At 54.2% G+C, this 25,923-nt stretch carries 27 protein-coding genes; 1 reads left to right on the forward strand and 26 read right to left on the reverse strand.

Annotated features, from left to right (window positions below):
• Nucleotides 1-36 precede the first annotated feature (36 nt).
• Entirely contained in the window at nucleotides 37-642 is a 606-nt protein-coding gene (locus PGR10_RS03715; protein ID WP_430922971.1) for a hypothetical protein, read from the reverse strand.
• A gap of 40 nt (nucleotides 643-682) precedes the next feature.
• A complete protein-coding gene (locus PGR10_RS03720) occupies nucleotides 683-1,942 on the reverse strand; it encodes a mechanosensitive ion channel family protein (protein WP_087860792.1) in 1,260 nt (419 codons plus the stop codon).
• A 224-nt stretch (nucleotides 1,943-2,166) separates the two neighbouring features.
• Between PGR10_RS03720 and ivy the strand changes: the two genes are divergently transcribed.
• Entirely contained in the window at nucleotides 2,167-2,616 is a 450-nt protein-coding gene (gene ivy / locus PGR10_RS03725) for an Ivy family C-type lysozyme inhibitor (protein WP_047049054.1), read from the forward strand.
• Nucleotides 2,617-2,673: 57 nt separating this feature from the next.
• On the opposite strand, the gene PGR10_RS03730 is transcribed toward ivy, so the two are convergent.
• From PGR10_RS03730 to tagH, 24 genes are all read right to left on the reverse strand, one after another.
• A complete protein-coding gene (locus tag PGR10_RS03730; RefSeq protein WP_430922972.1) occupies nucleotides 2,674-3,261 on the reverse strand; it encodes a hypothetical protein in 588 nt (195 codons plus the stop codon).
• A 14-nt stretch (nucleotides 3,262-3,275) separates the two neighbouring features.
• Nucleotides 3,276-3,668, reverse strand: coding sequence for a DUF4150 domain-containing protein (locus tag PGR10_RS03735; protein WP_087860795.1), 393 nt, complete (start codon nucleotides 3,666-3,668; stop codon nucleotides 3,276-3,278).
• Nucleotides 3,669-3,678: 10 nt separating this feature from the next.
• A complete protein-coding gene (locus tag PGR10_RS03740; protein WP_430922973.1) occupies nucleotides 3,679-4,284 on the reverse strand; it encodes a DUF3540 domain-containing protein in 606 nt (201 codons plus the stop codon).
• A gap of 11 nt (nucleotides 4,285-4,295) precedes the next feature.
• Nucleotides 4,296-5,366 (reverse strand): pentapeptide repeat-containing protein, encoded by a 1,071-nt coding sequence (locus PGR10_RS03745; RefSeq protein ID WP_047042645.1) that lies wholly within the window; start codon nucleotides 5,364-5,366, stop codon nucleotides 4,296-4,298.
• Entirely contained in the window at nucleotides 5,363-7,903 is a 2,541-nt protein-coding gene (locus tag PGR10_RS03750; protein WP_430922975.1) for a DUF2169 family type VI secretion system accessory protein, read from the reverse strand. The genes PGR10_RS03745 and PGR10_RS03750 overlap by 4 nt, the downstream gene beginning before the upstream one ends.
• A 45-nt stretch (nucleotides 7,904-7,948) precedes the next feature.
• A complete protein-coding gene (locus tag PGR10_RS03755) occupies nucleotides 7,949-8,320 on the reverse strand; it encodes a hypothetical protein (RefSeq protein ID WP_045394322.1) in 372 nt (123 codons plus the stop codon).
• A 19-nt stretch (nucleotides 8,321-8,339) separates the two neighbouring features.
• Nucleotides 8,340-8,720, reverse strand: coding sequence for a DUF3592 domain-containing protein (locus PGR10_RS03760; protein WP_430922976.1), 381 nt, complete (start codon nucleotides 8,718-8,720; stop codon nucleotides 8,340-8,342).
• A gap of 278 nt (nucleotides 8,721-8,998) precedes the next feature.
• Entirely contained in the window at nucleotides 8,999-9,256 is a 258-nt protein-coding gene (locus PGR10_RS03765) for a DUF3592 domain-containing protein (protein ID WP_430922977.1), read from the reverse strand.
• 9 nt (nucleotides 9,257-9,265) lie between these two features.
• Nucleotides 9,266-9,517, reverse strand: coding sequence for a hypothetical protein (locus tag PGR10_RS03770; protein ID WP_430922978.1), 252 nt, complete (start codon nucleotides 9,515-9,517; stop codon nucleotides 9,266-9,268).
• A 68-nt stretch (nucleotides 9,518-9,585) separates the two neighbouring features.
• Nucleotides 9,586-9,963, reverse strand: a complete 378-nt coding sequence (locus PGR10_RS03775; protein ID WP_430922979.1) for a hypothetical protein — start codon at nucleotides 9,961-9,963, stop codon at nucleotides 9,586-9,588.
• Between the two features lie 73 nt (nucleotides 9,964-10,036).
• Nucleotides 10,037-10,411: a hypothetical protein gene (locus PGR10_RS03780; protein WP_430922980.1), complete on the reverse strand. Its 375-nt coding sequence runs from the start codon at nucleotides 10,409-10,411 to the stop codon at nucleotides 10,037-10,039.
• 32 nt (nucleotides 10,412-10,443) lie between these two features.
• Entirely contained in the window at nucleotides 10,444-10,842 is a 399-nt protein-coding gene (locus PGR10_RS03785; protein WP_430922981.1) for a hypothetical protein, read from the reverse strand.
• A gap of 12 nt (nucleotides 10,843-10,854) precedes the next feature.
• Nucleotides 10,855-13,113 (reverse strand): type VI secretion system Vgr family protein, encoded by a 2,259-nt coding sequence (locus tag PGR10_RS03790; RefSeq protein ID WP_430922982.1) that lies wholly within the window; start codon nucleotides 13,111-13,113, stop codon nucleotides 10,855-10,857.
• 38 nt (nucleotides 13,114-13,151) lie between these two features.
• A complete protein-coding gene (locus PGR10_RS03795; protein WP_045394304.1) occupies nucleotides 13,152-13,526 on the reverse strand; it encodes a DUF3592 domain-containing protein in 375 nt (124 codons plus the stop codon).
• Nucleotides 13,523-13,912 (reverse strand): hypothetical protein, encoded by a 390-nt coding sequence (locus PGR10_RS03800; RefSeq protein WP_020078763.1) that lies wholly within the window; start codon nucleotides 13,910-13,912, stop codon nucleotides 13,523-13,525. The genes PGR10_RS03795 and PGR10_RS03800 overlap by 4 nt, the downstream gene beginning before the upstream one ends.
• Before the next feature lie 94 nt (nucleotides 13,913-14,006).
• Nucleotides 14,007-15,431: a serine/threonine protein kinase gene (locus PGR10_RS03805; protein ID WP_064736556.1), complete on the reverse strand. Its 1,425-nt coding sequence runs from the start codon at nucleotides 15,429-15,431 to the stop codon at nucleotides 14,007-14,009.
• A gap of 24 nt (nucleotides 15,432-15,455) precedes the next feature.
• The gene (gene tssH, locus PGR10_RS03810) at nucleotides 15,456-18,068 is read right to left on the reverse strand and encodes a type VI secretion system ATPase TssH (RefSeq protein ID WP_430922983.1); all 2,613 of its coding nucleotides are present in this window, start codon (nucleotides 18,066-18,068) and stop codon (nucleotides 15,456-15,458) included.
• A 49-nt stretch (nucleotides 18,069-18,117) separates the two neighbouring features.
• Nucleotides 18,118-19,161, reverse strand: coding sequence for a type VI secretion system baseplate subunit TssG (gene tssG / locus PGR10_RS03815; RefSeq protein WP_430922984.1), 1,044 nt, complete (start codon nucleotides 19,159-19,161; stop codon nucleotides 18,118-18,120).
• On the reverse strand, nucleotides 19,158-21,029 hold the full coding sequence (gene tssF, locus PGR10_RS03820; RefSeq protein WP_430922985.1) for a type VI secretion system baseplate subunit TssF: 1,872 nt from the start codon (nucleotides 21,027-21,029) through the stop codon (nucleotides 19,158-19,160). The genes tssG and tssF overlap by 4 nt, the downstream gene beginning before the upstream one ends.
• 2 nt (nucleotides 21,030-21,031) lie before the next feature.
• Nucleotides 21,032-21,595 (reverse strand): type VI secretion system baseplate subunit TssE, encoded by a 564-nt coding sequence (gene tssE, locus PGR10_RS03825; protein WP_015705452.1) that lies wholly within the window; start codon nucleotides 21,593-21,595, stop codon nucleotides 21,032-21,034.
• On the reverse strand, nucleotides 21,592-22,386 hold the full coding sequence (locus PGR10_RS03830) for a type VI secretion system accessory protein TagJ (protein ID WP_430922986.1): 795 nt from the start codon (nucleotides 22,384-22,386) through the stop codon (nucleotides 21,592-21,594). The genes tssE and PGR10_RS03830 overlap by 4 nt, the downstream gene beginning before the upstream one ends.
• 9 nt (nucleotides 22,387-22,395) lie before the next feature.
• Nucleotides 22,396-23,376, reverse strand: coding sequence for a hypothetical protein (locus tag PGR10_RS03835; protein ID WP_430922987.1), 981 nt, complete (start codon nucleotides 23,374-23,376; stop codon nucleotides 22,396-22,398).
• Nucleotides 23,377-23,397: 21 nt separating this feature from the next.
• Complete coding sequence (locus tag PGR10_RS03840; protein ID WP_430922988.1) at nucleotides 23,398-24,192, reverse strand: PP2C family protein-serine/threonine phosphatase; 795 nt, start codon at nucleotides 24,190-24,192, stop codon at nucleotides 23,398-23,400.
• On the reverse strand, nucleotides 24,192-25,919 hold the full coding sequence (tagH, locus tag PGR10_RS03845) for a type VI secretion system-associated FHA domain protein TagH (RefSeq protein ID WP_430922989.1): 1,728 nt from the start codon (nucleotides 25,917-25,919) through the stop codon (nucleotides 24,192-24,194). The genes PGR10_RS03840 and tagH overlap by 1 nt, the downstream gene beginning before the upstream one ends.
• Nucleotides 25,920-25,923: the final 4 nt, after the last annotated feature.

Raw genomic sequence — 25,923 nt, forward strand, 5'->3', positions numbered from 1 at the left:
AAGGCCAGGCTAAAACTGGCCTGTTGCCGCCCTTTTCTAACGTGAAGCGCGGCGCAGCGTCTGGCGCTGAATATTAAGCTGTTTTCGCCAGACCCTGTTATGTAAATAAAGGGCGTTTGCACGGTAAAAAGTCTGGCTATTAATGCATCGGATACCGCCTAAAATGAATACTAGCCCCAGCACGGCGCTAATGAGAAATCCTGGTTTTAGTCCGGCGCCGAATAATGCCCCCAGGCAAACAGAAAGAAAATAAACAATCGCAACCAGACCGCTAAAAGCCATCAAAACCAGTGATAATTTAAGCGCCAGAAAATTGCCTCTGGCAACGAAGTACATCGTCAGAACCATTATCAGACTATAAATTAGCGATACAGGCACAATCGCCGCCATCACGGCATACTGCGGCAGCCCAAATAGCTCGAACACCGCCAACCAGAGATAAGGTTGAGCCAGGGCAAAAGCGAACATGCTCAGAATCATAGCCCCTACCAGCGGTATTCCTGACATATGCCAGCCGACCGGAATACCCATCCGGTCTTTTAATCTGTCTTTAAGCTTTTCAAGCAGCTGCGGATCGTTGGTTTTTATTCTGTCCCTGACGGCCGCACTGAGCAGCAAACTGTATTTAATGAACTTCAGCATCCTCTGAACATCCTGTTGCCGAGATGGATATACGCGCCAATTATGGCCCTTCCGTCGACGGCGGTGTCGTCGTCCGTGAACTGTTTTCCTGCGATAAGCGCCAGAAATCATGCCCGGCGGGATACTGGTAAAGACGCAGTGAAAACTGCCCGGCCACGGCGGTAATGTATTCAAAAATAGCGGACTGAGTGTTCTCGTAATCCATCCATAACGTCGAGGAGGTAAAGCAGTAGATTTCCAGCGGCAGCCCGGACGGCGACGGTTTTAACGTTCGCGCCACGATGTACATATCTTTAACGATATCTGGCCGTTCGGCGAGATAGCTCATCAGGTAATGGCGAAACAGCGTCAGGTTAGTCAACCCGTTATCAATAAACCAGCGATCCGCGACGCCGCCCGGATCCCGGCCATCCAGTAATTTACTGAGCGGTTCACTCACCCCGCGGATTGCCAGCATCGGGGTTAACATCTCCTGATTCAGGAAGGTCACCGAGTGCTGATCGATATTAATACTGCGCATGATCCGCCGTGCGCCGGACGAGAACATCGCCTGCCAGTTGGTATACGTTTCTGTAAGGAAATTCTTGGTCGGAATACGCGAAATGGTGTTGTCCCAGTTACGGATAGTAATGGTATGCAGCGCGATATCCGTCACTTCCCCGCTCAGGTTCTTGTCGGGCATTTCGATCCAGTCGCCCAGTTGCAGGACATCGTTGGACGATAGCTGGACGTTGGCCACCAGCGACAGCAAGGTATGTTGAAACACTAACATCAGCACCGCCGCGACGGCGCCGAGGCTGGAAATGATAATCACCGGTGATTTATTCGACATCACGGCGAGGATCATAATTGCGGCCAGAATGTGAACTAAGATTTTGCCTATCTGGATATAGCCTTTGATGGAGTGGTTTTTGCGCTTGGTTTTACGCAGATAAGAGCTATTGACGATATCCAGCATTTCGTTGAAGAAGATCGACAGAAAAATAAAAAACAAGATTCCGCAGATGGTATTAATCGCCGTTACCAGCGATGCCGGCATATTGGGCATAAACTGCAGAACGTAGTAGACGATAATAACCGGAATGAAGTTTGACAGTTTCTCGGCGATACGGCGGTCTTTTTCCAGCGGTACGTCCTGCTTATGGCTGGCGAAGAACACCTTGCGTATCACTTTAATCAGCAAAAACTTGCACAAAAGATGGGCAAATATGCCAGAGACGACCAGCAGAATAAGGTTAAAGCCGATCGCCAGTGCCGGATTACTTTCAATAAACGTCAACAGATGATTCAAATACGCCATGCGTTATCGCCTGAATAAATATGCCCTTTTGTATTAGCCCTTCACTCTCGGCTATTAATACAAAAATTTAACCAATGTGCATCATGACATGTCAAAGCCGGATAAGTCCACGCTTTGCGCGGGCGATGACATTCATTGTATAAATATGTTCATTTGCATTAATGATGCTCTGCCCCCACTATTAAGGGGCCCGAAATGAGGACATATCAACTCCAGGAGGAAACATGTTCAAAGCACTTGCCGCCATCGTCGCACTCACCGCATCCGCCAGCGTTATGGCGCAAAGTGATGTCACGCTGACTTCACTTGCCAAAGATAATGCGACCAAAGCGTCGTTCAGCCAGATGGTGAAAGGCCATAAACTCCCGGCCTGGGTTAACAGCGGCGGTACCGGTTCTCCGGCACAGACCGTGAAACTGGGCTCTGAGTCCTGGCAGGTATTAAGCGCCTGTAAACCACACGATTGCGGAAGCGAACGTATCGCCGTGATCTGGTCGGAAAAATCCAAACAGATGTCGGGCGTTTTCTCGGTGGTTGATGAGAAGACATCGCAGGAAAAACTGACCTGGCTTAATGTCAGCGATGCGCTGTCGATTGATGGCAAAACCGTGCTGTTTGCCGCGCTGAGCGGCAGCCTTGAAAACCATCCTGACGCGTTTAACTACCCGCAATAAACAAAACCCCTGGCTATCCGTTGATAGTCAGGGGTTGCTCACCGTCTTCGCCGCTCTCTATCTGCGCTTCTGACGTAGTTTGCCTGAGAGAAGAGCCAACCGCTGGCTACGACAATAAATCGCGAACAGCACGAATCCCTGGCGGTTAAATATTAGCCGGCAACACAGTAATGCCAGCGCGGCGAACGCCAGCGGCCAGAGACTTTCACCTGCGCTGACCATCGCTCTCAACGCTTGCGCTGCCGTTGACGCTGAGAGGATTAGAAATAGCGCCAGAAATCCCTTCAGCCCGAGGGTATAACCGCGAGCCAGCAACACGCCGCTGGTCAACAGAACAATAACCACCATAAGCGCTGGTACAAAGAAACTCACTACCCGTATCGGCGCAGAGAATGGCGGGAGCGTCTGCAAAAATGGTAGCAGATTGAATGCAAAAGCCACTAAGAACAGTGGGAATAGCGCGGCGACCGGAAATGGGTTTTGCCGGGGACGTTCGCCAGGTGGACGCGAAAAGTAGCGTTCAAGTTCTGGCGTAGAGTGATTCAGCAAGCTGGCGTCCCGGCGTGCAATAGCGCGGTCGATCTCCCGGCCATGCTGCAGGAGATCGTAAAAAGGCTTCCCGAGAATGATGTTCAGGTATGGCATCTGGAACGTGTTTCCTACGGCGCCAGCATCAATACCTTGAACTGGCTGGGGACGATGCGCATACCGACCGCATTTGTCGAATTTTGCAGGCTAACGCTGGTTAGACGCGTCGCCGGCGTGCCTTTTAGCAGCACGGTAAATGAACCGGTCAGATGACGCGACGGCCCCATCACCGTACCTGACGCCACCCCGGTCGCCACGCCGGGGTTATCGCCGTTAGTGAGCGGCGTCACCGTCGCCATATTGTGCGCGGGCATGCCCATAAACAGAATATTGAGCGCGTTAGGGATCGCCGTCGGTCCCAGCGCGATGTCCGGATAGGGAATCGGCGTCGGCGCCGGCATCGGCGTCAGACAAACGTCGGGGAAGGCTAAATCGACACCGAATAGCTGGCAGTTAGCAAACATGATTAGCTCCTTAACCCATGTGGATCTGTTCTGAATCGACTTTGGTAATCGCTTTTGAGGTGATAACCGTATTGTGCGCATGCAGGCGGGCGTAATCTTCCGCTTTCATATCCAACTGCCCGGCGCGCACCTGCTCGGTCTGTCGGGTAGTGCGCAGCAGATTGTGGCTAATTTGCGTCACCGTTTGCCAGACCGATTCGGCACGTTTGCCTACAATACGTGACAGTGTCACCCATGCCGAGAGCTTATCGCCGCTGTAGTTCATCTCGCTGATATGGCAGTCCCCCTGCGCAGCATTGACGCACAGGCGCTGACCGCTGAGGCTGAGTTCTCCCTGACTTTGAATATGCAGGTCACCCGGTACGCTGAGCTCCGCCTGGCGGCTTTCATCACGCTCCAGCACCGCTAACAGCCAGATCTGGTTGTCCACGCTGCTGATGAGTACGCGATCCCCAGCCTGCGGCGCGATCAGACAACTGACCGCTCGCCGACAGTGCCAGCCGCGCCCTTCGCTCTCGACGGTCACGCTACCGTCGGCAAAGCAATGGGTCACCGTGCCGGAAGCCTGCGCCGGCGGCATCGCTGCCTGGACCAGTTTGTGATTAATGGTTGTCATCTGTTGTCTCCTTAACAACGGCTGTGGCGCTGGGCGCTCCACGCCTCAGCGGCTAATAACTCTTCATCGTATTCCAGGATCCCCTGGCGGCCGGTAAACAGCGCTTCGTCCTGGCGGGCGCGATGCAGTCGGGTGCGGGAAAAGGTCGCACCGCGCAGATCCGCCTGGCGCAGGTCGGCGGCGGAAAAATCGCTCCACGTCAGATCGCAGAGCGCGAATCGCGCCCCGGCGGCCTGAACCCGCTGTAAAACGCTCTGGAATAACCTGCTCTGGCTAAAGTCGGCCTGCTCCAGTATCGCGCCGACAAATATCGCCTGGTCGAACAGGCTGCCGCGACACTGGGCGCCGCGCAGATCGGCCTCCATAAACAGCGCCTGGCTGGCGTTCACCTGATTGAGCTCTGCTTCACGCAATGACGCGCCTTTGAAATTGCACTGGGTTAGCTGGGCGCCGTTAAACTTCGCGCCGTCCAGCGGACAATCGGTGAACTGGCAGCCGGTAAAACCCTGCCTTGAATAGTCTTTGCCGCGCTGATCGCACTGGAAAAATACCAGCCGGTCGCACTGCATTCCGTCCAGCGCGGTGTCCCGCAAATCGATATGGTAAAAGGTGGTCAACAGACCGCGGCTTTGCGCAAAGCTGGCGTGAGTCAGATCAGCCTCATAAAACACGCTGCGTTCCAGCGTTGAACCGCGAAAACGGCTCCTGCTCATCTGGCAACGCATAAACTGGCTGCTTTGCAGCGTCGTCGCCGAGAAATCGCTCTCTTGTAGGTCGCACTGATTAAACACGCAACTATCAAGCGTGGTTTCGGCGGCCTGAAGATGGGCCATTTCACACTGATTGAAGGTCGTCTGCTTAAGTTGGGCGCCTTGCAGCTGCAGGTTCTGCAGCTGGCACTCGGTAAACAGGGCTTCATGCAGATTGGCGTTTTGCAGATTAGCGCCGCGTAGCGACACCTCCTGAAACAGACCGCCGGAGAGATCGCAGCCCTGCAGGTTGATACCATCCAGCGATATTTCATTGAGTGGCTCGCCGTTTTTGATGCGCTGCACGATCTCCTCCGGGCTCAGTATCGTCATATCACTTCTCCATCGCGCTTCGGCAGGGTTTTAATGCGTTTGGTCCACGCGCCATCCAGCCGCGTGGTTTTACTGGTAAAGGATTGTGAAAGATCGGCGCGGAACAGATTGGCGCCTTCGAAATTGGCCCCGGCCAGCTGGCTTTTTTGCAGCAGCGCGCCCATCAGGTTGGCGTCGGTAAAATCGGCCTCGCGAAAATCGGTGCGAACAAACAGACTGCCGACCAGATTCGCGCGCACAAAGCTGGCATCACGGCAATCGGCCTCACTCAGATCGCTGTTTTCGATTTTTGCCAGCGCAAAGCGCGCGCCCTGTAATGGCGTCTGGCGCAAATTGCTCTGCTGCAGCGTCGCGTGGCTGAAGTCGGCGCCGATAAGTGAGCATTCCGAAACCGCAGCGCTGGCTAGCCATGTTGCAGCGCTAAAATCAGCGCGCTCCGCTATGGTCTGCACCAGCGAACAGCTTTCCAGCGTCGCCTGATGGAAAATGGCATGCTCCAGTTCAGATTGTAAAAACGAGCATTTGTGCAGCCGCGCGTGGCTGAAATCAGGTTGTGCCAGCGTCAGTTCCATAAAGACGCAGCCATCCAGCTCGGCGCGCTGAAAACGGCAGTCAATCAGGCTGATTTCTCGAAGGATAAGCGTTTTTAGCGTCGCGTTATCGAAAATGCATTGCGCAAACAGCGCGTTCTGTAGCTGACTATCTTCAAAGCGAGCGCCGGTGAAGTCGCTTTGATGGCACTCCGCCAGTACCAGGCTGGCGCCGCTAAAATCACAGTTACGCAGCGACGAATGTTGTAGCTCCGTTCTGGCCAGCACGGCCCCCTGAAAAGAGGCGTTATCCAGCTGACAGTGGCTGAGGTCCGCGCATTCCAGTAACGCCTTTTCAAAATTGGCGCCGCGAAAATCCATGCCGGAAAAATCAACGCCGGTCAGATCCATCCCGCTAAAATTGCCGCCCTGCGCCATGGTACGCTCGGCGCGTTGGCGCAGGATCATCGCCAGATCGCCCTTCAGCCGGACCGCCGGCGGCTGATGTTGCACCGCGGCCAGGTACATCTGATGTAGCGCCTCGCGCGTTTGCGCGCGCTTTTTCTCGCTCAGTTCGTGCTGGTGCTGATGCAGCATCTCCTGCATCCGGTGCATGGATTCGGGGCCGCGCGGTTGGTTTTCATCGTTATTCAACTGCGGATAGTGCGCCTCCATCTCACGCTTGCGCTGTTGTGCATCATTCTCCATTTCCTGCGCCTGACGCTCCATGTTGGCGATAAACTCCGGCAGGTCTTCAAGCTTAGGCAACGTGGGGTCGTCGATATCCGCCAACAGGCTATCGATATCACCGCCGCAGGCTTCAATGGCGGCGCGGTGCTGTTCACGCAGCAGACGAGCGCGGTTTTTCATATTCTCCTGCTGCGGACTCGGCGACTGTTCAATTTCATTGTCGATCCACGGGCCGATGGTCTCTTCCGGTATGAGATCTTTTTCACGAAAGGAGAAGAGCGCGCCCTTCTCTTTATCCATTCGCTGGGCCAGTACCTTGCGATAGTGATTAAGCGAACGGGCGGCGCCCTCTTTTTCCAGCGCCGGGATCAGCTGCAGGACGTCGGCGGCATCGTCTTCATTGATACGAATGTGCCCCTGCCAGATAAGCATCATCTGTTCCCGATGGGGAAAGAACCATACCGTGGTGGCGCGTAAGGCAATTTCTTCAAATAGCGTTTCATCCGCGCGCTGGCGATGAATAAAACAGCGAGCCTGCCACGGCGGCAACTGGCCCTCCTGCATTGGTTTCTCAGGATGCATATTCCAGATCCGCCATTTCGCCCCTGGCGGCAAGGTATCCCGATCCTCCCACCATTGGTCCGGACTGGCGGCGTTAAAGACTTTCCAGTCAATATCGCGGGCAAACCCGGGAAACTCCTGTTGTAGCCAACTGGCATCATATTTTTTGCCCATTCGGCTAAAGCGCCGCGGCCACTGGATATCCAACGGGCCAAAACTTGCCGGTTGCGGTTTCTGCTGCGGCGAGCTTACTCTTCCCTCCAGCTGTTCAATATTCGGCAGAGGATGATGTTCGCGCCCCTGCTGTTTTACCGGCGCGACACCAAGCCCGTGCGGGTTGTCGGCATAATCACCGCCGCCAAAGGCGCGGCTCCAGTCGAGGCGCATTTCGCTAAACGGCTGCGGTCGGGTCATACGTTGCCCCGTCCACTCGCGATCGCCGAACACCACCAACGACTTACTCAGTTTGTCGATATCGATGCGCGCCACGCAGGCGCTTTTTTCCTGCTGATGACGGGTATAGGCAAAACCGGTGGCAAGAAATTCGGCGCGGACTTTAGGGATGGCCATATCCACCACGCCGCCGCTGGTTTGCAGTTCGTCGGCGGCAAGCTGCCACAGTTCCATCTCGGGGCGCAGCTGCGGGTTTGGCCCCATATCCGCCAATGCCAGCACCGAAACGCCAAGATAATTTTTGCCCTGCCAGCGGAATGGCCGGTTCAGTACGCTCAGGCGTAAGGGTTTAATGATTTTCATATAGCCCTAATGCGATAGGTTCTTAAGGGGAATTGATGCTTAGCATCAGACATTACGATAATCGAGGTAGTAGAAATGTTGTGGGTCGTCCTGGTGAACGCGAATATTGATTAATTGATTCACCTGAACCTCAGATTGGTCTTGCGCGGGGAATATAACGCCGCGGATGCCCTGCAGTTCTTGCTCATGCCAATGATAACGAAGGGTCAAAATGGCTGAGTAGTGATTATTAATTCGCTGGTCGCGATCGTATTTGATCTGCAGGATGGTGGCCTTAACATTGACACCATTCATTTTCGTTTTTTTATCTTGTCGCGCAGAGCGTATATTCTGCATCGCAACCCAGGCCACAAAGAGCAATACTACCAGCGGAATGGCCCATGCCATGGTTAGCATTATGGTAGAGACGATTTCCATGTTATCTCTTGATTAGCTGTCACAAAAAAAGCGGCCTGTCATATAGCGCAATTCTCTGCGGGTTCGCCGGATCGTATTTAATCGTTGTGCCATTACCCGGCTTAAAACGCTCAATGTCGCTGAAATTCAGGGTGTAATTCAGGCTAGCCTGGACTTCCACCTGCTCGCGGGTCTTAAATTTAAAGGTGAGACGATAGACCGGTTTACTTCCGCTCCAGGCGCTGGTCTGGTGTGCGGCAATGATATCCGCGTTGACCGCAATGCCGGATTGCAGGACCTCACTGTGGGTGAAACTATCCTTTAAATGCGGATAAACATCCTGATAAAGAAAGCGGGCCATGGGATAGACACCAAACACCAGGGCAATCAACCCCATGACGACAAAAAAGAGTATATCCATAGTGAATTAACCAGACTCCCCAATTTGCATTGCGGCAATTTTATTGCCACGCCCTTTTTTAACGACAATAGGTAACCCTTCATGTAATAAATGTATTTGTGATGGTGATATTAGCGCCTTGGCGCAAAGCAATGGGGGATGCCATCGATGCTAAAATATATATCGAAAAATAGATTATTACCGAGCATTTCACTCCATCTCCCAAGGTGTTGGTAATAACTTTTTGGGATTATCAGGCATGTAGTAGATGTAAATAGTATTGTTTCTCATGATTTTTACTATATTTGCGGGGAAATATATTGTTTAGCCGTTGCCGTCACCGGCCCTGAGTCAGTATTGAAAGACAATTCCATTTTAAGTTTAGTGCTCCCTCCGCCACCCGCGCCAATTTTTTCCATGCTTAATATTTTAGCCTCGGTACGAATGCCATTTGCCTTAAATTTATCATAATTGGAGCCTGAACGATAACAATATAAGAACAAGCCAAACAAAATCACAATGGCTAGTATTAATGTTCCCCACATAGAGTCAAACATAATGATCCATTAATAATGAAGTTCACCACAAATTAGAAATTCTAAATGGTATATTGGCTTATTTCCACCCCACATACTAGTTTGATGTGCAGCAATAATATCGGCATTTACTGCGATTCCTGTTTTAAGAACAGCACTTTCAATAAACCCTGTTTTAATCATAGGGATAACGGAACTACGAAAATCTCGCCCAATAATATAGAATGCTATAAGGCATGCCGCAAGCAGAATATAAAACCACTTCGTATTTAAAAAATCCATTTAATCAATTCCAGGTTATGATTTTATAGGCAGAATAAAACATCGAATATTACAGCGCCATTTAACATTTAATAATTAACGGAAGTAACCGCTATCTTTACAGGCGTATCATTACTGTACTTTACTGATAATAACATTCCTTTCTTTAATTTATGAATGTCATTAGGTCTCACAATGCCTTTCGCAATGTATTTTTTCACAGAGCCGGTTATATTCGCACTAAAATAGAAATCATAAATATGATCATTGCCGTACTTTGTTTCTGTCTGACGCCATGATTCTACCGGAACCTGGATTGTTTGACCGGACCACTTATCTCTCGACAACCAGTTTTTAATTGCTGAAACTTCAGTTTTATTCGGTTTGAATGCAGCAAATGATATACCTAATGCTATGATTGTTATCATAATGCCAAAGATAAAAGATGGTTCCGTGATGACACTCATAGGGTTGCATCCGTTCTATTAACAAAAACATCATCGACAGTTTACTCCATATTATGTCGTGCATCGACTAGTATTAGCCTACGCTCATGACTGCTGTTTTTTTGGGGGGGACTCCCTGGTATTTGAACATTACAGGCATATCCTTTTTTAATTTAATGACTTCAGAGGTCTTTAACACAGTTGCTGCTTTATATGTCAGAGCTTCACCACTCAAATTAGACTCGATAGTAAAAATATAGAAATGGTCAAAATTATTGGTAGTTGATGTTTGTTTCCATTCTTTTAATTTTCCTGTTGCTAATTCGCCGTTCCAGTTGTCTCTTGCAACCCAATTTCTTATTTCACTAAAATCTTCCTTCTGTCCCTTTAATCCTCTGAGACAGATGAAGATGAATATCAACATTACACCTAATACTATAGGTCCTGAGTATTCAGAAAGAAAATTCATACCTGCACCTGGCATGTTAAAACGCGTCGTTTCTAGCGAGGCGCATTAGAAATTGCCAAAGGTTTCCCATTGGAAGGGTCTGTAACAAAAACAATAGATTTAGTTTTACTATCTAGTTTAGCTCTATAAATCGAACCAACCTGGTAAGCATCAAGAGCTATTAATTGTATGGTTTCATCATGTTTTTCGAGTAGCCATGTTTTGTTATCAGCAGCATTTGCCACCCTCAAGTCCATTGTTACTACAGGATTATTGTTTATGAAAACCCCGCTTTGCTTCATTGATAAAATTGTAACATAAACATCGTCTCCCTGTTCCATTATACTGTGCTCTCTCTGTTGTGAATTTTTCACTATTCTATTTGCGAAATAAAAACACACAAAAATAATTAAAAACGTCAATACTGCATTTATAACCCAAGAGATAGACATATAATCCTCTGACTACATTAACATATGAAGTGCAAATAATGCGGTTCTTAGACTGCCGCTGTCAACCCGAGCCCCTTCGACTCGTTGAGCATTGATAACGGTACGACCAAATGTCATTCCTTGATGTGAAATATTTATTCCTGTTGCTGCATAGCTAACACCCTTAAAGGCGACACTTCCTGTTGAAATTGTAACATATTGGCCGATGAAATCCATTGCATTTTGGGCAAAGCTTTTCTTTTCTACATCGTTATGTTCAAAAACAGGAGAGTCAATAAAAACTTTTGTTTTGCTTTTTATTACTATTTCTTCTGGTGATTCAATCTTCACTTTTCCTGTAACGGCTTGCATCCAGGTGCCATCTATATCTACATTAACTTCCCCCTGAATATTTTGTTTTTGCCCTCCAGATTTTATAGTGAATACATCTCCGTTACCAATTGTCGTTTCTTTTTTTCCATTGATATGAATGGTTTCATTGGAGAGAACTTCCTCATTGTTATTCCCATCCAGAGTTAGCTTGCGATCACCTTTAATTTTTCGGATGTCACCTCCATTTTGTATATCTGTTTTTCGACCGTTTTTAATTATAGTTTCTTCACCATTATTATATTCTTTCAGCTCCAGATCTTCTACCTTAGTTGTTCTTTTCTTCTGATAATGAAAGGATGAATCACCAACGACAGTATCGCTTTGCTCTTTACCTATTGTGGTAGTACGGCAACCATCAATATTGACATGTTTATCATTCTCTACCGAGATCTTCATATCTTTCTCTGAATGCATCTCGACAGATTCATTGCCCGGATTATCTTCGAAGAACAAGAAACTGCTGTTATCAATATTCCCATCCTTACTCCGCGTCATAAAGCCCATCCGGGTGGCGTCGCCGGGGAGATCCCATGGCGGCATGCTGGCTTCATTATACACACGTCCGGTGACGATCGGGCGGTCAGGATCGCCGTTGATAAAATCAATGACCACTTCATCGCCGACGCGGGGAATTTGCACGCCGCCAAAGCCCTGGCCTGCCCAGGCGCTCGACACGCGAACCCAGCAGGAGCTGGTATCATCGCCTTTGGCGTGGCGGTCCCAGTGAAACTTCACTTTGATGCGGCCATACCTGTCGGTCCAGATGCTTTCCCCTTCAGGCCCGACAACTTTCGCCGTCTGCGGGCCATAGGTTCGCGGCCAGTCGGTTACCTGCGCCGGGCGATAGACTACCGAAGAGGGGATCACTCTAAAATGGATTTGGTGCGAGATATCGCTATTACCGCCGCTGGCGTAGCTGTTCTCTTCAAACAAGTAATCTGCGGCCGTCGTCAAATATTCGCCGTTATCGCTAAAGAATGGCGCATTGGTTAGGGTAAACGTTGCGCCGGGAGCGATGCCTACCGCGGTGGCGGACGCCTGGATCTGCTGATGTTCCACCTGCCAGCGCTCCTGGCGGATACGCGCGTAGAATTCACCGTGTCCGTGATCGACAAACCGCCCCGGCCAGTCGTACACGTCGATACTGCCCGGCGAGGGCGATGCCGGGTTCTGCCGCGCCTGAAACAGCCAGGCGTTAGGTTTACGGAAATCATAGTCATCGAGGCTGTAAATCCCCGGCGTCACGCTATCTTCCAGCGCCCACTGACCGATCCCCTCTTCAGTAGTAATACCGCCCGATGCTGTCTGGTGGTAGGGAATGGTTTCATAGCCGCTTACCGGTTGATGCTGGGTGGCTGAATCGGTCAGAACCATCGTATGTTTACCCGCCTCGTGACGGAAATAGTAGGCAATCCCCTCCAGCTCCATCAGGCGGCTGATAAAGGCGAAACTACTTTCCTGATACTGGACGCAGTAATCCCAGACGCGGTAACTGCCGTTCAGCTTATCCTCAACGTTGACCTGGTATTCACTCAGCAACGTATTGATGATCTGCGGTACCGTCTGCCCCTGGAATATACGCAGGTTGCGGTCGCGTTTCATTGGCCATAAGTCGGGTTCAACGCTCAGTTGGTAAGCGGCGTAGCGGATACCGCTCAGCTCAACGGCGCTCACCGCCACGCGGGTAATTTTACCGTTGAAATAACGCGAACTCAGCGCGTTTTGCGTCGGAATGGTCACGGTGACCGGCTGGCCAAGCAGTTTGCTGCGATCCAGACGCGCATCGCTGCCAAGCAGCGTTAAGCTGAGCTCGAACATTTCCGACATGGCTTCATGTCCGCTGAGTTTCCAGAAAAGCAGCCCCTCAACGGGGAGCTGAACGGTGATCCTGTTAGACATAATATTATTCCATTCAGGGGGATACAGTTTGTGCAGCGCTAGCTGCGCGTTAACAGTGGGTTCGGCAGATCGACCAGCACCTGTTGCGGGTCAAGGCGCAAGTAGCGTAACGGAATCGGCTTTCCCGGTTGAAAGTTTTGGATACGCGTAATATCAATAACGATATCCCGCTGACCGGTCAGCAATTCACCTTTTTCGTTAACGTAATTAAAATCGACGCTAATATTAATAAACCCGGAATTACCGCCCGAGCGGCTTCTCACATTTGTGATGGTGCCAGACACCGCAACGCCATCATTGTGGATAGCCGCTTTGATTTTTTTATTTTTCGCATCGCGAATCAGTAATGACGCAAAAATATAAATAAACAGTAGGACCACGGCCAGAACGATTACGTTAGTAAAAATATTCATCTTCCACTCGTCAGTTTTGGCTTATCGTTAATATCTCTTACAAACACAATGGCGTTATCTTTTGGCTCGAGTTTTGCCTCATAAGTCACTCCGACCTGCCAGGCATCGAGGGTAATTAGCAAAACCGTTTCCTGGTGCTTTTCCACAAGCCACGTTTTTCCATTATTTAAATCCTGTACCCGCAGATCCATATCAATGACAGGATTGTTGTTGATAAATAATCCGGTTTGCCGCATTGCGAGTATCGTAACCTGGATATCGTTCCCGTTTTCGATAATCCGCTGCTCTCGCCGTTGCGAGTTTTTTACTATGCGGTTCGCAAGGTAAAAGCCGATGAAAATAATAACAAACGTCAATACTGCGTTGATAATCCAGCCTGGGGTCATTAAACACTCCTTGTTGATCAGTGATATCTCGCTAAATGATTATCCCACCCGCCGTGCATTGCTGGCGGGTGGATTTCGCTCTCAATTGCGCCATCTAGCTCGATGGATTAATAAGCCAGGTTCCCGGTTTGGCGATCTCCAGCGTCTGCTCGCGGGTTTGTCCATTACCCTGCAGGGTAATTTCATAATGTCCCGGCGCCAGTTTCAGCGAGGCGAAGCCGTTTGTGGCCGGTTGCGTGTTATGAGGTTCGCCATTGAGTTTGAGCTTTTCCCCTTCCCGCATGCGCACGTAAACCTGAGCAACAGGCGCCGCCGCGGCGGCAGGTTTGCTCTCTTGAACGGCAACGGGCGGAGCGGTCTGCGCGTTAGCGGTCTGCGTTGTTACCGGCGGCGTAACCGCCGCTGGCGGCTGGGTGCTGGCGCTCTGTGCTGGTTGCGCCTCGCTGCCGCCGCCGCTGAACAGCATACCGCCGGCAATAATGCCGACCAGTACGCCTGCGGCGACCATCCCCGGAACCTTATAGCGCCGCCAGTCTGTCACGGCCGGCGCCTGTTCTTCCTCTTCGACCAGCGCCAGCATGGTGCCGGTTTTTTTGACCGACAAGACGTCATCGATACTGGACACCGGCATTTCAATCAGCTCGGCAAACGCGTCGATTGACTGGGGACGATCTTCCACCCGCAGCGCCAGAGCTTTATCGACCGCCTGTAGCAGCGGCAGCGAGTAACCCGCCGGCTTCAGTTCCGCCAGCGGCTGATAGTTGTCCTGAATACTCCGCACCACGCTCACCGGCGGCGGTGAACCCACGATCAGCGTATGCAGCACCGCGCCGACGGCATAAATATCGGTCCAGGCGCCCTGTTCGCTGTCATTATCGTCGGTATACTGCTCGATAGGCGCATAACCCGGGCGCAGCATGGTTTCGGTTTCGTCGGAGAGATTACCGATGGTCCGGCGCGCCGAACCGAAATCGAGTAGCACCGGCAGGCCGTTATCCTGGATCTGGATATTTTCCGGTGAGATATCACGGTGCAAATAGCCGGCATCGTGAATGGTTTTAATGGCGCCGAATAGCATCGGCAGCATCCGACGGATCCATGCCTCATCGATGAGGTTTGGCTGCTGCTCGCGCAGGCGGCTCAAGGTGGTGCCGCTATAAAACAGCGTGCCCATATAGGCGGTGTCGTTCTGAACCCAAAAGCGCAGCACGTGCAGCAAGTTGGGATGATTAAAGCGCGCCAGCAGCCGCGCCTCCTGGATAAAGCTATTTAATCCGGCGGAGAACGCTTTGCTGAAGCGCTCGCTACGCAGTACCAGGGTCATATCTTCGTTACGTACCGCCAGCGACGAAGGCATAAACTCTTTAATCGCGATGGTACGTTCCAGCTGATGGTCCCAGGCGCGATACACAATGCCGAAACCGCCGCCGCCAATCACTTCCTTTATTTCAAATTCGTTAAAACGATACCCGACCGGCAGCGCGTTCAGGACAGTCCGATTGTTTTCGTGATCCGTCATCTTAAGACTCACTTTCTGATGGTGTTACGCGGCAAACTGACAATGAAACTCGCCTTGCGCATAGCTGATGCGCAGTTGCGTAAACTGCTCATCGTTACGGTTGGCGGTTAACAGAATTTGGCTCATCTGCGGCAGCAGCGTGTTGGTCAGAATCGCATCGACCATACGCCCGCCGGATTCCACTTCGGTACAACGCTGAACCACCTGCTCGACAACGCTGTCGTCAATTTCGCAGACAATGTTGTGATTGTCCTGCAGACGGCGCTGAATACGCGCCAGCTGCAGACGCACGATTTGCCCCAGCATCGCATCGCTCAGCGGGTAGTACGGCACCACCAACAGGCGGCCAAGCAGCGCTGGCGGGAAGACCTGTAACAGCGGCTGACGCAGCGCGCCGCTCAGCGCTTCCGGCTCGGGCATCAGATCCGGATCGGCGCACATAGCGCTAATCAGCTCGGTACCGACGTTAGACGTTAAGATAATGATTGTATTGCGGAAATCGATATGGCGGCCTTCACCGTCTTCCATCCAGCCTTTATCAAACACCTGGAAGAAGATTTCGTGCACGTCCGAATGCGCCTTCTCGATTTCATCCAGCAGCACCACGCTATACGGGCGGCGGCGTACCGCTTCAGTCAGCACCCCGCCTTCGCCGTAACCCACGTAACCCGGCGGCGCGCCCTTCAGGGTCGAGACGGTATGCGCCTCCTGGAACTCACTCATGTTGATGGTGATAACGTTCTGTTCGCCGCCGTACAGCGCTTCCGCCAGCGCCAGCGCGGTTTCGGTCTTACCTACGCCGGATGGCCCGCAAAGCATAAAGACGCCGACCGGCTTATTGGGATCGTCGAGCCGCGCGCGTGAAGTGCGCACACGTTTGGCGATCAGATCCAGCCCGTGGCGTTGGCCAATCACTCGCTGGTTGAGCGTGTCGGCCAGGCTCAGTACGGCGTCAATTTCATTTTTGACCATCCGCCCCAGCGGAATGCCGGTCCAGTCAGCGACCACCGCCGCCACTACGTTCTCATCTACCGCCGCGAACAGCAGCGGCATCTCACCCTGCAGGGTTTTTAGCGCCAGCTGTTTTTCATTAAGCGTCTGGCGCAGCGTCGGCTGGGCGTCGTCATCAGCCTCCTGCAATTGCGCGCGCAACGCGATGACTTCATCAACCAACGCACGTTCCTGCTCCCAGCGACGACTCAAGGTATCGCGTTCAGTTTCCTGCTGCTGACGCGCCTGTTTGAGTTGCTCAATGCGCTGGGCACCGCCAATCGCCACCCGGTTTTCGCGTTGGGCAATCTCTAGTTCCACATCCAGGGCGGCAATGCGCTGTAGACAATCTTCTAACTGAGGCGGCGGCGCGCTTTGGCTGACGGCGACGCGGGCGCAGGCGGTATCCAGCAACGCGACCGCTTTATCCGGTAATTGCCGCGCGGGAATATAACGATGCGACAGCTTCACCGCCGCGTTGACAGCTTCATCAAGCAGCAGCACACGATGGTGTTTCTCCAGCGGCGATACGGTACTGCGCAGCATCAGCAACGCTTTCTCTTCATCCGGCTCGTGGATTTGCACCGTCTGGAAACGGCGGGTCAGCGCCGGATCTTTTTCAATATATTTTTTGTACTCCGCCCAGGTGGTCGCGCCGATGGTGCGTAACTGTCCGCGCGCCAGCGCCGGTTTCAGCAGGTTCGCCGCATCGCCGGTGCCCTGCTGGCCGCCTGCGCCAATCAGGGTGTGGATTTCGTCGATAAACAGCACGATCGGCGTCGGGCTGGATTGCACTTCGTTAATTAATGCCTGAAGACGGGCTTCAAATTCGCCTTTCATGCCCGCACCGGCCTGCAGCATGCCGATGTCCAGCAGCCACAGCTCAATATTACGCAACGGCTGCGGGACATCGCCTGCGGCGATCCGCCGCGCCAGCCCTTCCACTACCGCGGTTTTACCGACGCCGGCTTCCCCGGTCAGCAGCGGGTTGTTCTGCCTGCGCCGCATCAGGATATCCACCATCTGGCGGATCTCTTCATCGCGGCCAACCACCGGATCGATCTTGCCCTCCTGCGCCCGCAGCGTCAGGTTCTGTCCGTACTGAGCCAGCGTGCCCTGCGCCGTCGGCGTCGCGCCCGTGTTGGCCGTCTCCACCGCCGCCTGCTGGCTCTCTTTACTGGCGGCCAGCAGCGTCTCAAAGCTCTCGCTCAAGGCATCGACATTGATTTTGCTAAACTGCGGCGAAATGCCTTTCAGAACGTTAGCCAGATTCCAGGTTTTCAGCAGCCCTATTAACAAATGGCCGCCGCGAATGCGGTTGACGCCATATTTCAGCGAGCCATAAACCCACGCGCGTTCGACGGCGCTATCGATATGCTCAGAAAGGTCGGAGACCGAGCTGGCGCCGCGCGGCAGCGCATCCAGGGCCGCGATGATATCGCGGGTCAGCGCCTGCTCATCAAGGGCGAAATGGCGGATAATGTGTTGCAGATCGCCGTCCTGCTGCTGCATCAGTTGGTGCAGCCAGTGCACCAGCTCAACGTAAGGGTTGCCGCGCAGTTTACAAAAGGCGGTTGCGCTTTCCAGCGAGGTAAACAACAGCGTATCCAGTTTGCCGAAGAGTACGGCACGGCTGATTTCTGACATGTTCGGTTCCATTGATAACATTAATAAAGGTGTCAGAGAGCAGACAACATCAGGCGTCGCTCTGCTCCACGCTAAACACTAAATCGCCACGCGGCACGGGGGCTGGCTGGTGGCCAAGCCAGGTGCTATAACCCAGTTTGCCGTCGCCGCTGAGGACCGTACCGGGTATTTCATCGCCGCGGATAAGTACCCTGACATCCCATGCATACTCGATCCCAAGATACTGACGGATCCAGTCGCGTAATTCGTTCACCGCGTTTTCGCCCGGCAGAAAACGGGCGTATTCGGCGGCGCTAAGCGGGCCGATTTCAAGGCGGAATTTATGCTGAACATCGCGTACCGCGACGCCGAGAAACGCCGAGACGCCCAGGCGAGGTAAACGCCTTCCCGCTCCCAACTGCGCTTGTTCTCGCGAGGTCAACGGCATCCACTGCGGCACGTTGCTGATAATGTTGACCGGGACTTTGAAGTAATTTCGCAGGATCTTCTCCAGCCCTTCCGGATCCCGACCATGGCGGCTGAGATGGCCTGCGTGGGTGAAACGCGCATGCGGGCTCAGGTCGCCCTTCTCCAGTTGCCCCGGCTGACCCATGCCGATGAGTGAGGCGAGATAGCGCTCAAAGCGGCGGTTATCCGCACGGTCTAACGATACCGTTGGCTGCGCGTCGGCCCAGGCGCGGTAGAACAGTAGCGTCAGGCGGTGGTGAAAGAGATCGGCAAAAGCGCTCAGGCTGTCGTCCTGATGATGATGAATACGCTCGCGGGCGTATTCGGTCATATGAACCGGCAGCGGGCCATTGGGGCCGAACAGACCGAAGCTGAGAATCGATATCTCATGCACCGCGCTATTTTCCCGTTTTTGCGCGCTGGCCAGCGTCGCGGGCGCAAACCCCATTGATGGCGTTTGCCCGATGCGCAGCGATTCAAATTTCGGCAGCGGCGCGCGCCCAAGCGGGTAACGTTCGCCCCCTTGCGCGTCAATGCGGCGCAGCAGATGAAAAAGATCGTAGCGCCAGGGCGCGGCGGTAACCTCGCGCCAGAAAACGTCCGCCAGCGGCGTCAGGCGATGAATGGTAGCCAACGTCTCACTCATATCAGCGCCCTTTTCCCCATTCGTGGCGCCCAGTAACCGATTTCGCCGCGCTGCTGGCTACATAAGGTGAATTCGGTAAAGCTGTTGAGCGACACCAGCCGGGCAAAGACCCGTTCCAGTACGCTGCCAAACAGCCACGGGCTGGCGCCGGAAAAAGCGCGCTCATCTACGGTTAAGGTGATGCCGATACCGCGGGCGAAGACGATCGGCCCCGGCTCCGGCACCCGGCGATGAACCGGCTCCAGCACGCAGTGGCGTACCCCTTCGATTTGGCGGGCCACGGCGGTCTCCGCCAGCCCGGCATACAGCCCAAGCAACTGGCGCAGCGCCGCGGCGCCTTCGCCATTTTCACCGTCCATCAGGCTGAGATAGTTCATCTGCAGCTGGCTTATCAGCCGCCAGGTGCTGAGCCCTTCCGCCAGCGCCGGTCGCGGCGGCGTCGGGCCGCTACGCATTTTCAATGTTTTTACCGGTAGGGAATCCGCCAGCACGAATTGCCCCAGCTCCTGTTGTAGCATCAACGGCAGATCGCGGCTGGTGCACAGCACCTCGGCGGTGATGTAACGCAGATCTTCCTGCCACGGCGCATGCTGCTCATCGACCAGTGAGACAAAGGTCTCAGAGCCGGTATAGCCGGTACGCGTGCCATAGCGCAGCGCGTGTTCGGAAAGCACCCGCTGTTCGCGGCGCAGTGAAAAATAAGCGCCGTAATCTCCGGCATCCTTGCTCCATGAACTCCAGAATGGACGGAACTCGCGATCGTCGCGGTGACCATCGGCACTGCCGTGAATTTTACTCACCGAATAGATTTCATAATCCAGCGGGCGGATGTTATCGACCACCAGATGGTATTCATGTTGGCTGTCGCTCAGCGACTGGCGGGCGGCGATTTTCGGAAACAGGTTAATCACCGGCGTGCAGTGCAACGCGAAGTGGTTAGCTTCCACCACTTGTTCCAGCCGGTCGTCGGTTTTATCCAGCAGAACAATAATATCGAAGGATTTTTCTTCCTTGCACTGACCGATTAACTTGCTGAGGCCGTTAATACTGATAAAGCGGAAGCGCGCCGGGAAGGCAAAGTATTCGTGCAGCAACCGGTAGCCGTCAAAATTGCGAAGATCTTCCGGTAACAGCGCCTGATTGGCGGCGAAACCCTCTTGTTGTATAGCCTCTTCGCTCAGCGAAAAACGCAGCGGATCGCGCCCGGTGGTCTGGCACACCACGCCGACCTGGTGGGCAAGAATCAGCTCCAGCAGGCGTAGCGCCTCAATATCCGGGCCACTTAAGAAAAACGCCAGCCGGTCAAAGGTCAGATGGCCAAGATGTTGAGCCCCTTCACAGGTGATACGCAGGCGCAAAGCGCTGACGGCGCCGCGCTGGCTTAGCCCAAGCGCGGCCAGCGGCACATCGGCGGGGATCCCGCCGAGTTCGGCTTTCTCAATACGCAGCGGCAACAGCGTGACATCGTGCGCGGTGGTATAGCTACAGGTGACGCCGTTTTTCTTCAGTACCTGGCTGTCCATCATCGTACCGCGTGGTACCACGAAACCTTTACTCAGATCGCCCTTATTGATGTCCGGCTGCAGTTCGGCTATCGCCATCGACGGCGTAGGCGCCAGATAATTGGGCGCGATCATCTCCAGCAGACGTTGTGAAAAGCGCGGGAATTCGGCGTCCATTTTTAGCTGCACGCGGGAAGTCAGAAAGGCGAACCCCTCCATCATCCGCTCAACGTAAGGATCGGCGACCTCAATACCGCGCATGCCCAACCTGCCGGCAACCTTCGGATAGCGTTCGGCGAATTCAGCGCCCATCTCACGCAGATAGGCCAGCTCGCGGTTGTAATATTCAAGCAGTTTGCCTTCCATCGTTACCCCGCGTCTTTCAATTCAAAGTGGCCATTTTCGAGATCCACATCGGTACGGAACAAAAACTCTAATGGATACGGTACGCACCACAGACGCCCTTTAATTTCAATCGACAGGACGTTATGTAAATCCAGTGACTGGGTATCAGAAATACAGCGGACCTGCAGCCCCTGCGGCAGAATACGCGGTTCGAAGCTAATAATCGCCTCGGTAAGTTTGCGTTGTATATCCTGCCATTCAATATCCGACATCCGTTTCCCGGCCAGCGGCGCGACGCCGAAATTAACCACCGAACGGCGCACGTGCGCCAGCGCGGCCAACGCCTGCGGATCGTCATGATTGATGGTATTGAACAGCCACTGCAGATCGCGCAGCACGTGACGGCGCAGCGTACTGTGGGTGATCAGGTTGCTGTTAAGAGGCTCCGATTTTTTCTGCGGCTGATTATCGGTCAGGCGGTCGAGCAGCGACGGCTGCATCTTATCGCGGGCGCCAATGGTCTCTTGCTTACTACGCGCCTGCCAGCCGCTGCGCAGCGCGTCACCGTCGCGTACCGGTTTGTTCATGCAAAACTCACCACGTCGAGAGAGAGAATCGGGAATTCATCGTTATTGTTAAGCCACACTTTCTGCCCGTGGCCCTGATACAGCGCGCCTTCGTCGTCCAGCGGCTGCCACTCGGTGGCGCGGCCCAGCTGGAAGCGCGCCTCCGCCTGCGGCGTGACAGGGTAACGCGCGGGGATCTGACACACTTGCTCGCTACCATCGGTCAGGCGCACCAGCGCATGGCGCCACACCAGATCGGTGACGCTCGCCGGGGCCTGAAAACGAATTTCGGCGATAGCGGTAAAAGGCAGCCAGCAATACCGTCCATTGAAGATAAGTTCGCAAACCGGGCCCAGACGCGCGTCGCCGTCCATCAACCAGTGAAAAGCGACCGCGGGGGTATCCGCCTGATTGAGATTACCAGGATTAAGGGGCGCCTGTTCAAAGGCGGCCAGCCGCTGTCGCTGGGCGGTTTCTGAATCAGCACAAAGCGCGGAGGCCAGCGCAGACAGCCACGGCCACTGGCTGTCCGGCATCTGCGGGCGGGCGCTGCCGGCAAATACCGCATCTCGCTGCTGCTCGCCCTGAATGCTCTGTTCCAGCAGGGTGACCGTTGGCCTGGCCTGCGGCTTCAGCGCCAGCCAGCTTTTTAGCTGCGCCAACGCGCGCGTCCAGTTACCGCTCAGGCATAGAAACTGGACGAACGCCGCACGTAAATCGGCATCGGCGGGACGGCTTTTGATCTCGCTTTCCAGGCGCTGCAGCGCCGCGCCGACGCTTTCGCCAGCCAGCTGTTGATATAGCGTGTTCATCGTCGCTCCTTAGTTCGCCGCGCGCCATGCGCCTGCCGCCGGGTTACGCAGCAGCGGGTGCAGGCCGTCGATCAGCACAACGTTGAGTTTGATATCCGGCGCCAGCCACGGCGTCCAGACACTACGCGCCGCCTCTATCCGCGCCTGTAGACGCGACGGATCGTTGGCCAGTTCGCGAGACATTTCGATAGCCAGCGTGCCGGTCATCTGCCAACCGTTTTGCCCGGGGTCATAAGGCAGGATCATCCAGCTTTGTTGAGCGTTTTCATTGCTGACTACCATGCGTTGGTTATTGACCGCGGTGATCAGAAGTTTGTTGGGGTCAGCGGCGGCATTGAGACCCACCACCGGGAAGCCGTGCACAAACGTCACGGTGCTCTGCTTTTCTTTACCGTTAACGGATTGAGTGATGACGGTGCGACCGCTCAGCCAGCCGCCCTTTTCGCAACTACCGGATTCAACAGCGGGAATGAATAAGGCGGCGGCGCTTTCCTGCCAGAAGGTGCGCAGTCGACAGCCGCCCTGCAATGTGAACTCCTGCCACGGCGTACGGTCGGCGGCGGGAGACAGTTTTTCCGCCTTCTCTTCCGGCGGCAGCCAGGCTGGCGCGACGGGCTTTTCCGCCGCCGCGGTATCGGCCGGCGCGACTTTTACCGCCCATTTTTTGTTTTTCGCCGCGCTCCCCTGAGCGATATGCCCATTGTTAGCGTCAACCAGCGTCCAGTTCAACTGCTGCAAACGCGAACACTGATGCTCCATTAATGCGCCGACGCGCGGCAGGAAGTTATCCAGTATCTTGACGTTCTTGTTGCCGTTGGCGACGATGCGTAGCGGCACTTCATTAGCGCACCAGCTCTGCGCGGTATTGCCCTTGATGTTATCGATCCAGACATCCAGTTTTTGCGAAGGCGATTGCACGATACGGTAGTTTTCCGCCTGCGCGACGCCGGTGGCGGCAAATATTGCAGCACCCAATATCCAATGTTTCATAAAAATCCTTCTTAGCCTGTCTCAATCCCGCAGGGGGAAAAATTGTGCGGCGTCGGCCAGCGAGTGCAGCAGCGTCGCCTCTTCCGGACTGCCCATCCATACCGCGACGGCGCTGTAGTTGTCTTGCGAAGCCTGGTTGCCGTCATTGTTTCTCTGAAGATACTGATTCATCAGGGTTAACCACTCCTGCGGGGTATTAACCATCTGCAGGGAGGATTTCATCTGCTCTTCGCCGACGCCGTGCCAGAAACCGTCGGTACAGAGCAAAAAGGCATCGCCATCTTCTACCGGCACCACATCGCTATAGCTGGCTTCCGCACCGTCGCTGGCCATGCCTAACGCCCGGTACAGTAGGTTGCTGTTAATATCGTCGGTCTGATGTCCGGCATCTTTCATCTGTTGGACCAGACTGTGGTCAGTGGTGACGTGGTACAGCCAGCCGCGGCGAAACAGGTATAACCGGCTATCGCCGGCGTGGGCCCAGTAGGCCAGCTTATAATCGCGATCGATAAACAGGCTCACCAGCGTGGTGCCCATTCGCCGATAATCCGGCGTCGCCTGCTGTTGCTGGAGAATGGCGCCGTTGGCCTGCTGTACATACTGGCGAATGGTCTGGGCGTTCAGATGATTATCGCCGTCAAACCGATCCAGAATCGCGTTGCGCGCCAGTTCCGCCGCCACCTCGCCGCCGGGCAACCCGGCAATGCCGTCGCAGACCACAAAGCAGGCGGAGCGCTCACCGACGCATTCGCCGGTCTGATCCTGATTGCTGGCGCGCGTTCCCTGGCGGGAAAGAGAAGCCGTGGTAATGTCCATTATTCTTCCGATCCGCTCTGTGAGTCTTTGTACTGATTCACTTCCATGTCATAGGCATAGAGGAATGCTTCGCCAAACAGGGTGTGGAAATCGTCTTCAATTTCTCCGGCGGTTTCGCCGTAGGTACGGACAAAATAGTCCCATAACGCCGCTTTACGGCTGGCCGGAAGCGCCAGGCGCGAAGTATGGCCATCGCGCTTAGCCTCTTCTTCCAGCTGCTCGGGATTAAAGGACTGCAGCATCGCGGCGATAATCGCGCGGATCCCCGAGATCATCCCTAACTGATGGGCCTGCAGGTCAATCAACGCATCGCGTACCGATTTTTTCGGCGGCATAAAGCCCGGCATCCGCGCGCCGAACATCTGCATCAGCACGGTTTTGCCCGAAGGCAACAGCTTGAACGGGTTATTGGCGTCGTCCAGTACCATGGTCATATCGGCTTTGACGCCGCGTTTGAGGATCGAACGCGAAGAGAGCAGCGCGACGGTTCCCTGCGAGAACATGCTCAGCATTTGGCCGAGCTGCCGCATATTCTCTTTGTCGAACTGCGGGACCGGCTGCATATCGCCGAGCCCCATGCCTTCTAGTAAGGCTTCCAGTAGTTCTCCCTGCAGCACTTCGCCGTTACCCGGCTGCGGCGTGCTGGTCGCCTGATGTTCATGACGCACGGGATCGATACGCAAGCGCCCTTTTGGCGTTTGGGCGGCTTGCCGCGCCACGGCCTGCGGCGTCGGTAAGGTTATTTCCGGCGCTTCTTCACGCGCTGCCGCGGGCGGCTCCTGCGGCGGCTGGGCCATCAATAATGGCGAATCAAAAGCGGCATCAGGCTCGTCGGCAACCGTTTTAGCAGGCTCTTCGTTGCTGAAGGCATCTACCGATGTCAGCGGCGCGCCGCCCATTAGCCCCAGCGGATCGTCATGACGCGCGGTTTTGGCGCTAACGTCGCCGCCAAAGAGCGCCAGCGGATCCAATTCTGCCTGCGGCTCATCGGTGACAGGCTGAGCCGGTTTTTCAACTGGCGGCACCAGCGTCGTTGGCGTAACGTCGGCAAAAATACTGTCGCGATCAAATGGGGTGTCATCGGCAAACAGGTCGTCCGTCGCCACCGGCGGGCGCTCAAACAGCGGTTCGCTATCAGCGAACATCGCCAGCGGATCTTCCGGATTACGTTCGGCAGGCTTCGGCTCAGCGAAGGGATTCGGCGCGTTATCGGCCTGCGGCTTAGCCCGGCTGCTGGAGATGCTGTCGGCAATCGAGAATTCCTGCATCAGGCTATCCCAGATTTCTGACGGTACCGCGGTTGGCGCGGCTTCCGCCACGGTGGGCGCTGCGGATGGCGCTGGTGTCGACGGTTTCGTAGTGACAGGCGGCTGACCGCTCGCCGCCATTCGGCTTATCGGTTGGCTATCCTGCAGCAGATCGCTGACTTCGATGTGATAGTCGTCAATGGCGAGGATATCGCCATCCTGGAGTTCAACCTGACGCCCCCGCTCCAGCGGGATCTCGTTGAGTACCACCCGCGTCACGTTGCCGCGATTGGTAATTTTGCACTCGCCGTCTGCCGCCACGTGGACGATGGCCTGCAGGCGAGATATGGCGCGGTCGTCATCCGGCAGCACCAGGTTATTGTCCGTGCCGCGCCCAATGGTACCGCCCGGCGCGTAAAAGTCACAGCTGCCCTGCGGGGGCTGATGACCGGCTTTGGTCGAAATAATCGTGAATCGCATAGCC

Source organism: Klebsiella sp. 141198, from assembly GCF_050600785.1.
Taxonomy (GTDB): domain Bacteria; phylum Pseudomonadota; class Gammaproteobacteria; order Enterobacterales; family Enterobacteriaceae; genus Klebsiella; species Klebsiella aerogenes.

What these genes read in the sequence shown, in the direction of transcription:
- PGR10_RS03755 (WP_045394322.1), bottom strand. Translation starts at nt 8,320, where the DNA reads ATGGAAATCGTCTCTACCATAATGCTAACCATGGCATGGGCCATTCCG.
- PGR10_RS03760 (WP_430922976.1), bottom strand. Translation starts at nt 8,720, where the DNA reads ATGGATATACTCTTTTTTGTCGTCATGGGGTTGATTGCCCTGGTGTTT.
- tssF (WP_430922985.1), bottom strand. Translation starts at nt 21,029, where the DNA reads ATGGAAGGCAAACTGCTTGAATATTACAACCGCGAGCTGGCCTATCTG.
- PGR10_RS03835 (WP_430922987.1), bottom strand. Translation starts at nt 23,376, where the DNA reads ATGAAACATTGGATATTGGGTGCTGCAATATTTGCCGCCACCGGCGTC.
- ivy (WP_047049054.1), top strand. Translation starts at nt 2,167, where the DNA reads ATGTTCAAAGCACTTGCCGCCATCGTCGCACTCACCGCATCCGCCAGC.
- PGR10_RS03730 (WP_430922972.1), bottom strand. Translation starts at nt 3,261, where the DNA reads ATGCCATACCTGAACATCATTCTCGGGAAGCCTTTTTACGATCTCCTG.
- PGR10_RS03740 (WP_430922973.1), bottom strand. Translation starts at nt 4,284, where the DNA reads ATGACAACCATTAATCACAAACTGGTCCAGGCAGCGATGCCGCCGGCG.
- PGR10_RS03745 (WP_047042645.1), bottom strand. Translation starts at nt 5,366, where the DNA reads ATGACGATACTGAGCCCGGAGGAGATCGTGCAGCGCATCAAAAACGGC.
- PGR10_RS03775 (WP_430922979.1), bottom strand. Translation starts at nt 9,963, where the DNA reads ATGAGTGTCATCACGGAACCATCTTTTATCTTTGGCATTATGATAACA.
- tagH (WP_430922989.1), bottom strand. Translation starts at nt 25,919, where the DNA reads ATGCGATTCACGATTATTTCGACCAAAGCCGGTCATCAGCCCCCGCAG.
- PGR10_RS03830 (WP_430922986.1), bottom strand. Translation starts at nt 22,386, where the DNA reads ATGAACACGCTATATCAACAGCTGGCTGGCGAAAGCGTCGGCGCGGCG.
- PGR10_RS03735 (WP_087860795.1), bottom strand. Translation starts at nt 3,668, where the DNA reads ATGTTTGCTAACTGCCAGCTATTCGGTGTCGATTTAGCCTTCCCCGAC.
- PGR10_RS03795 (WP_045394304.1), bottom strand. Translation starts at nt 13,526, where the DNA reads ATGAATATTTTTACTAACGTAATCGTTCTGGCCGTGGTCCTACTGTTT.
- tssH (WP_430922983.1), bottom strand. Translation starts at nt 18,068, where the DNA reads ATGTCAGAAATCAGCCGTGCCGTACTCTTCGGCAAACTGGATACGCTG.
- PGR10_RS03765 (WP_430922977.1), bottom strand. Translation starts at nt 9,256, where the DNA reads ATGTTTGACTCTATGTGGGGAACATTAATACTAGCCATTGTGATTTTG.
- PGR10_RS03840 (WP_430922988.1), bottom strand. Translation starts at nt 24,192, where the DNA reads ATGGACATTACCACGGCTTCTCTTTCCCGCCAGGGAACGCGCGCCAGC.
- tssG (WP_430922984.1), bottom strand. Translation starts at nt 19,161, where the DNA reads ATGAGTGAGACGTTGGCTACCATTCATCGCCTGACGCCGCTGGCGGAC.
- PGR10_RS03720 (WP_087860792.1), bottom strand. Translation starts at nt 1,942, where the DNA reads ATGGCGTATTTGAATCATCTGTTGACGTTTATTGAAAGTAATCCGGCA.
- PGR10_RS03805 (WP_064736556.1), bottom strand. Translation starts at nt 15,431, where the DNA reads ATGACGGATCACGAAAACAATCGGACTGTCCTGAACGCGCTGCCGGTC.
- PGR10_RS03790 (WP_430922982.1), bottom strand. Translation starts at nt 13,113, where the DNA reads ATGTCTAACAGGATCACCGTTCAGCTCCCCGTTGAGGGGCTGCTTTTC.
- PGR10_RS03715 (WP_430922971.1), bottom strand. Translation starts at nt 642, where the DNA reads ATGCTGAAGTTCATTAAATACAGTTTGCTGCTCAGTGCGGCCGTCAGG.
- PGR10_RS03785 (WP_430922981.1), bottom strand. Translation starts at nt 10,842, where the DNA reads ATGTCTATCTCTTGGGTTATAAATGCAGTATTGACGTTTTTAATTATT.
- tssE (WP_015705452.1), bottom strand. Translation starts at nt 21,595, where the DNA reads ATGAACAAACCGGTACGCGACGGTGACGCGCTGCGCAGCGGCTGGCAG.
- PGR10_RS03770 (WP_430922978.1), bottom strand. Translation starts at nt 9,517, where the DNA reads ATGGATTTTTTAAATACGAAGTGGTTTTATATTCTGCTTGCGGCATGC.
- PGR10_RS03800 (WP_020078763.1), bottom strand. Translation starts at nt 13,912, where the DNA reads ATGACCCCAGGCTGGATTATCAACGCAGTATTGACGTTTGTTATTATT.
- PGR10_RS03750 (WP_430922975.1), bottom strand. Translation starts at nt 7,903, where the DNA reads ATGAAAATCATTAAACCCTTACGCCTGAGCGTACTGAACCGGCCATTC.
- PGR10_RS03780 (WP_430922980.1), bottom strand. Translation starts at nt 10,411, where the DNA reads ATGAATTTTCTTTCTGAATACTCAGGACCTATAGTATTAGGTGTAATG.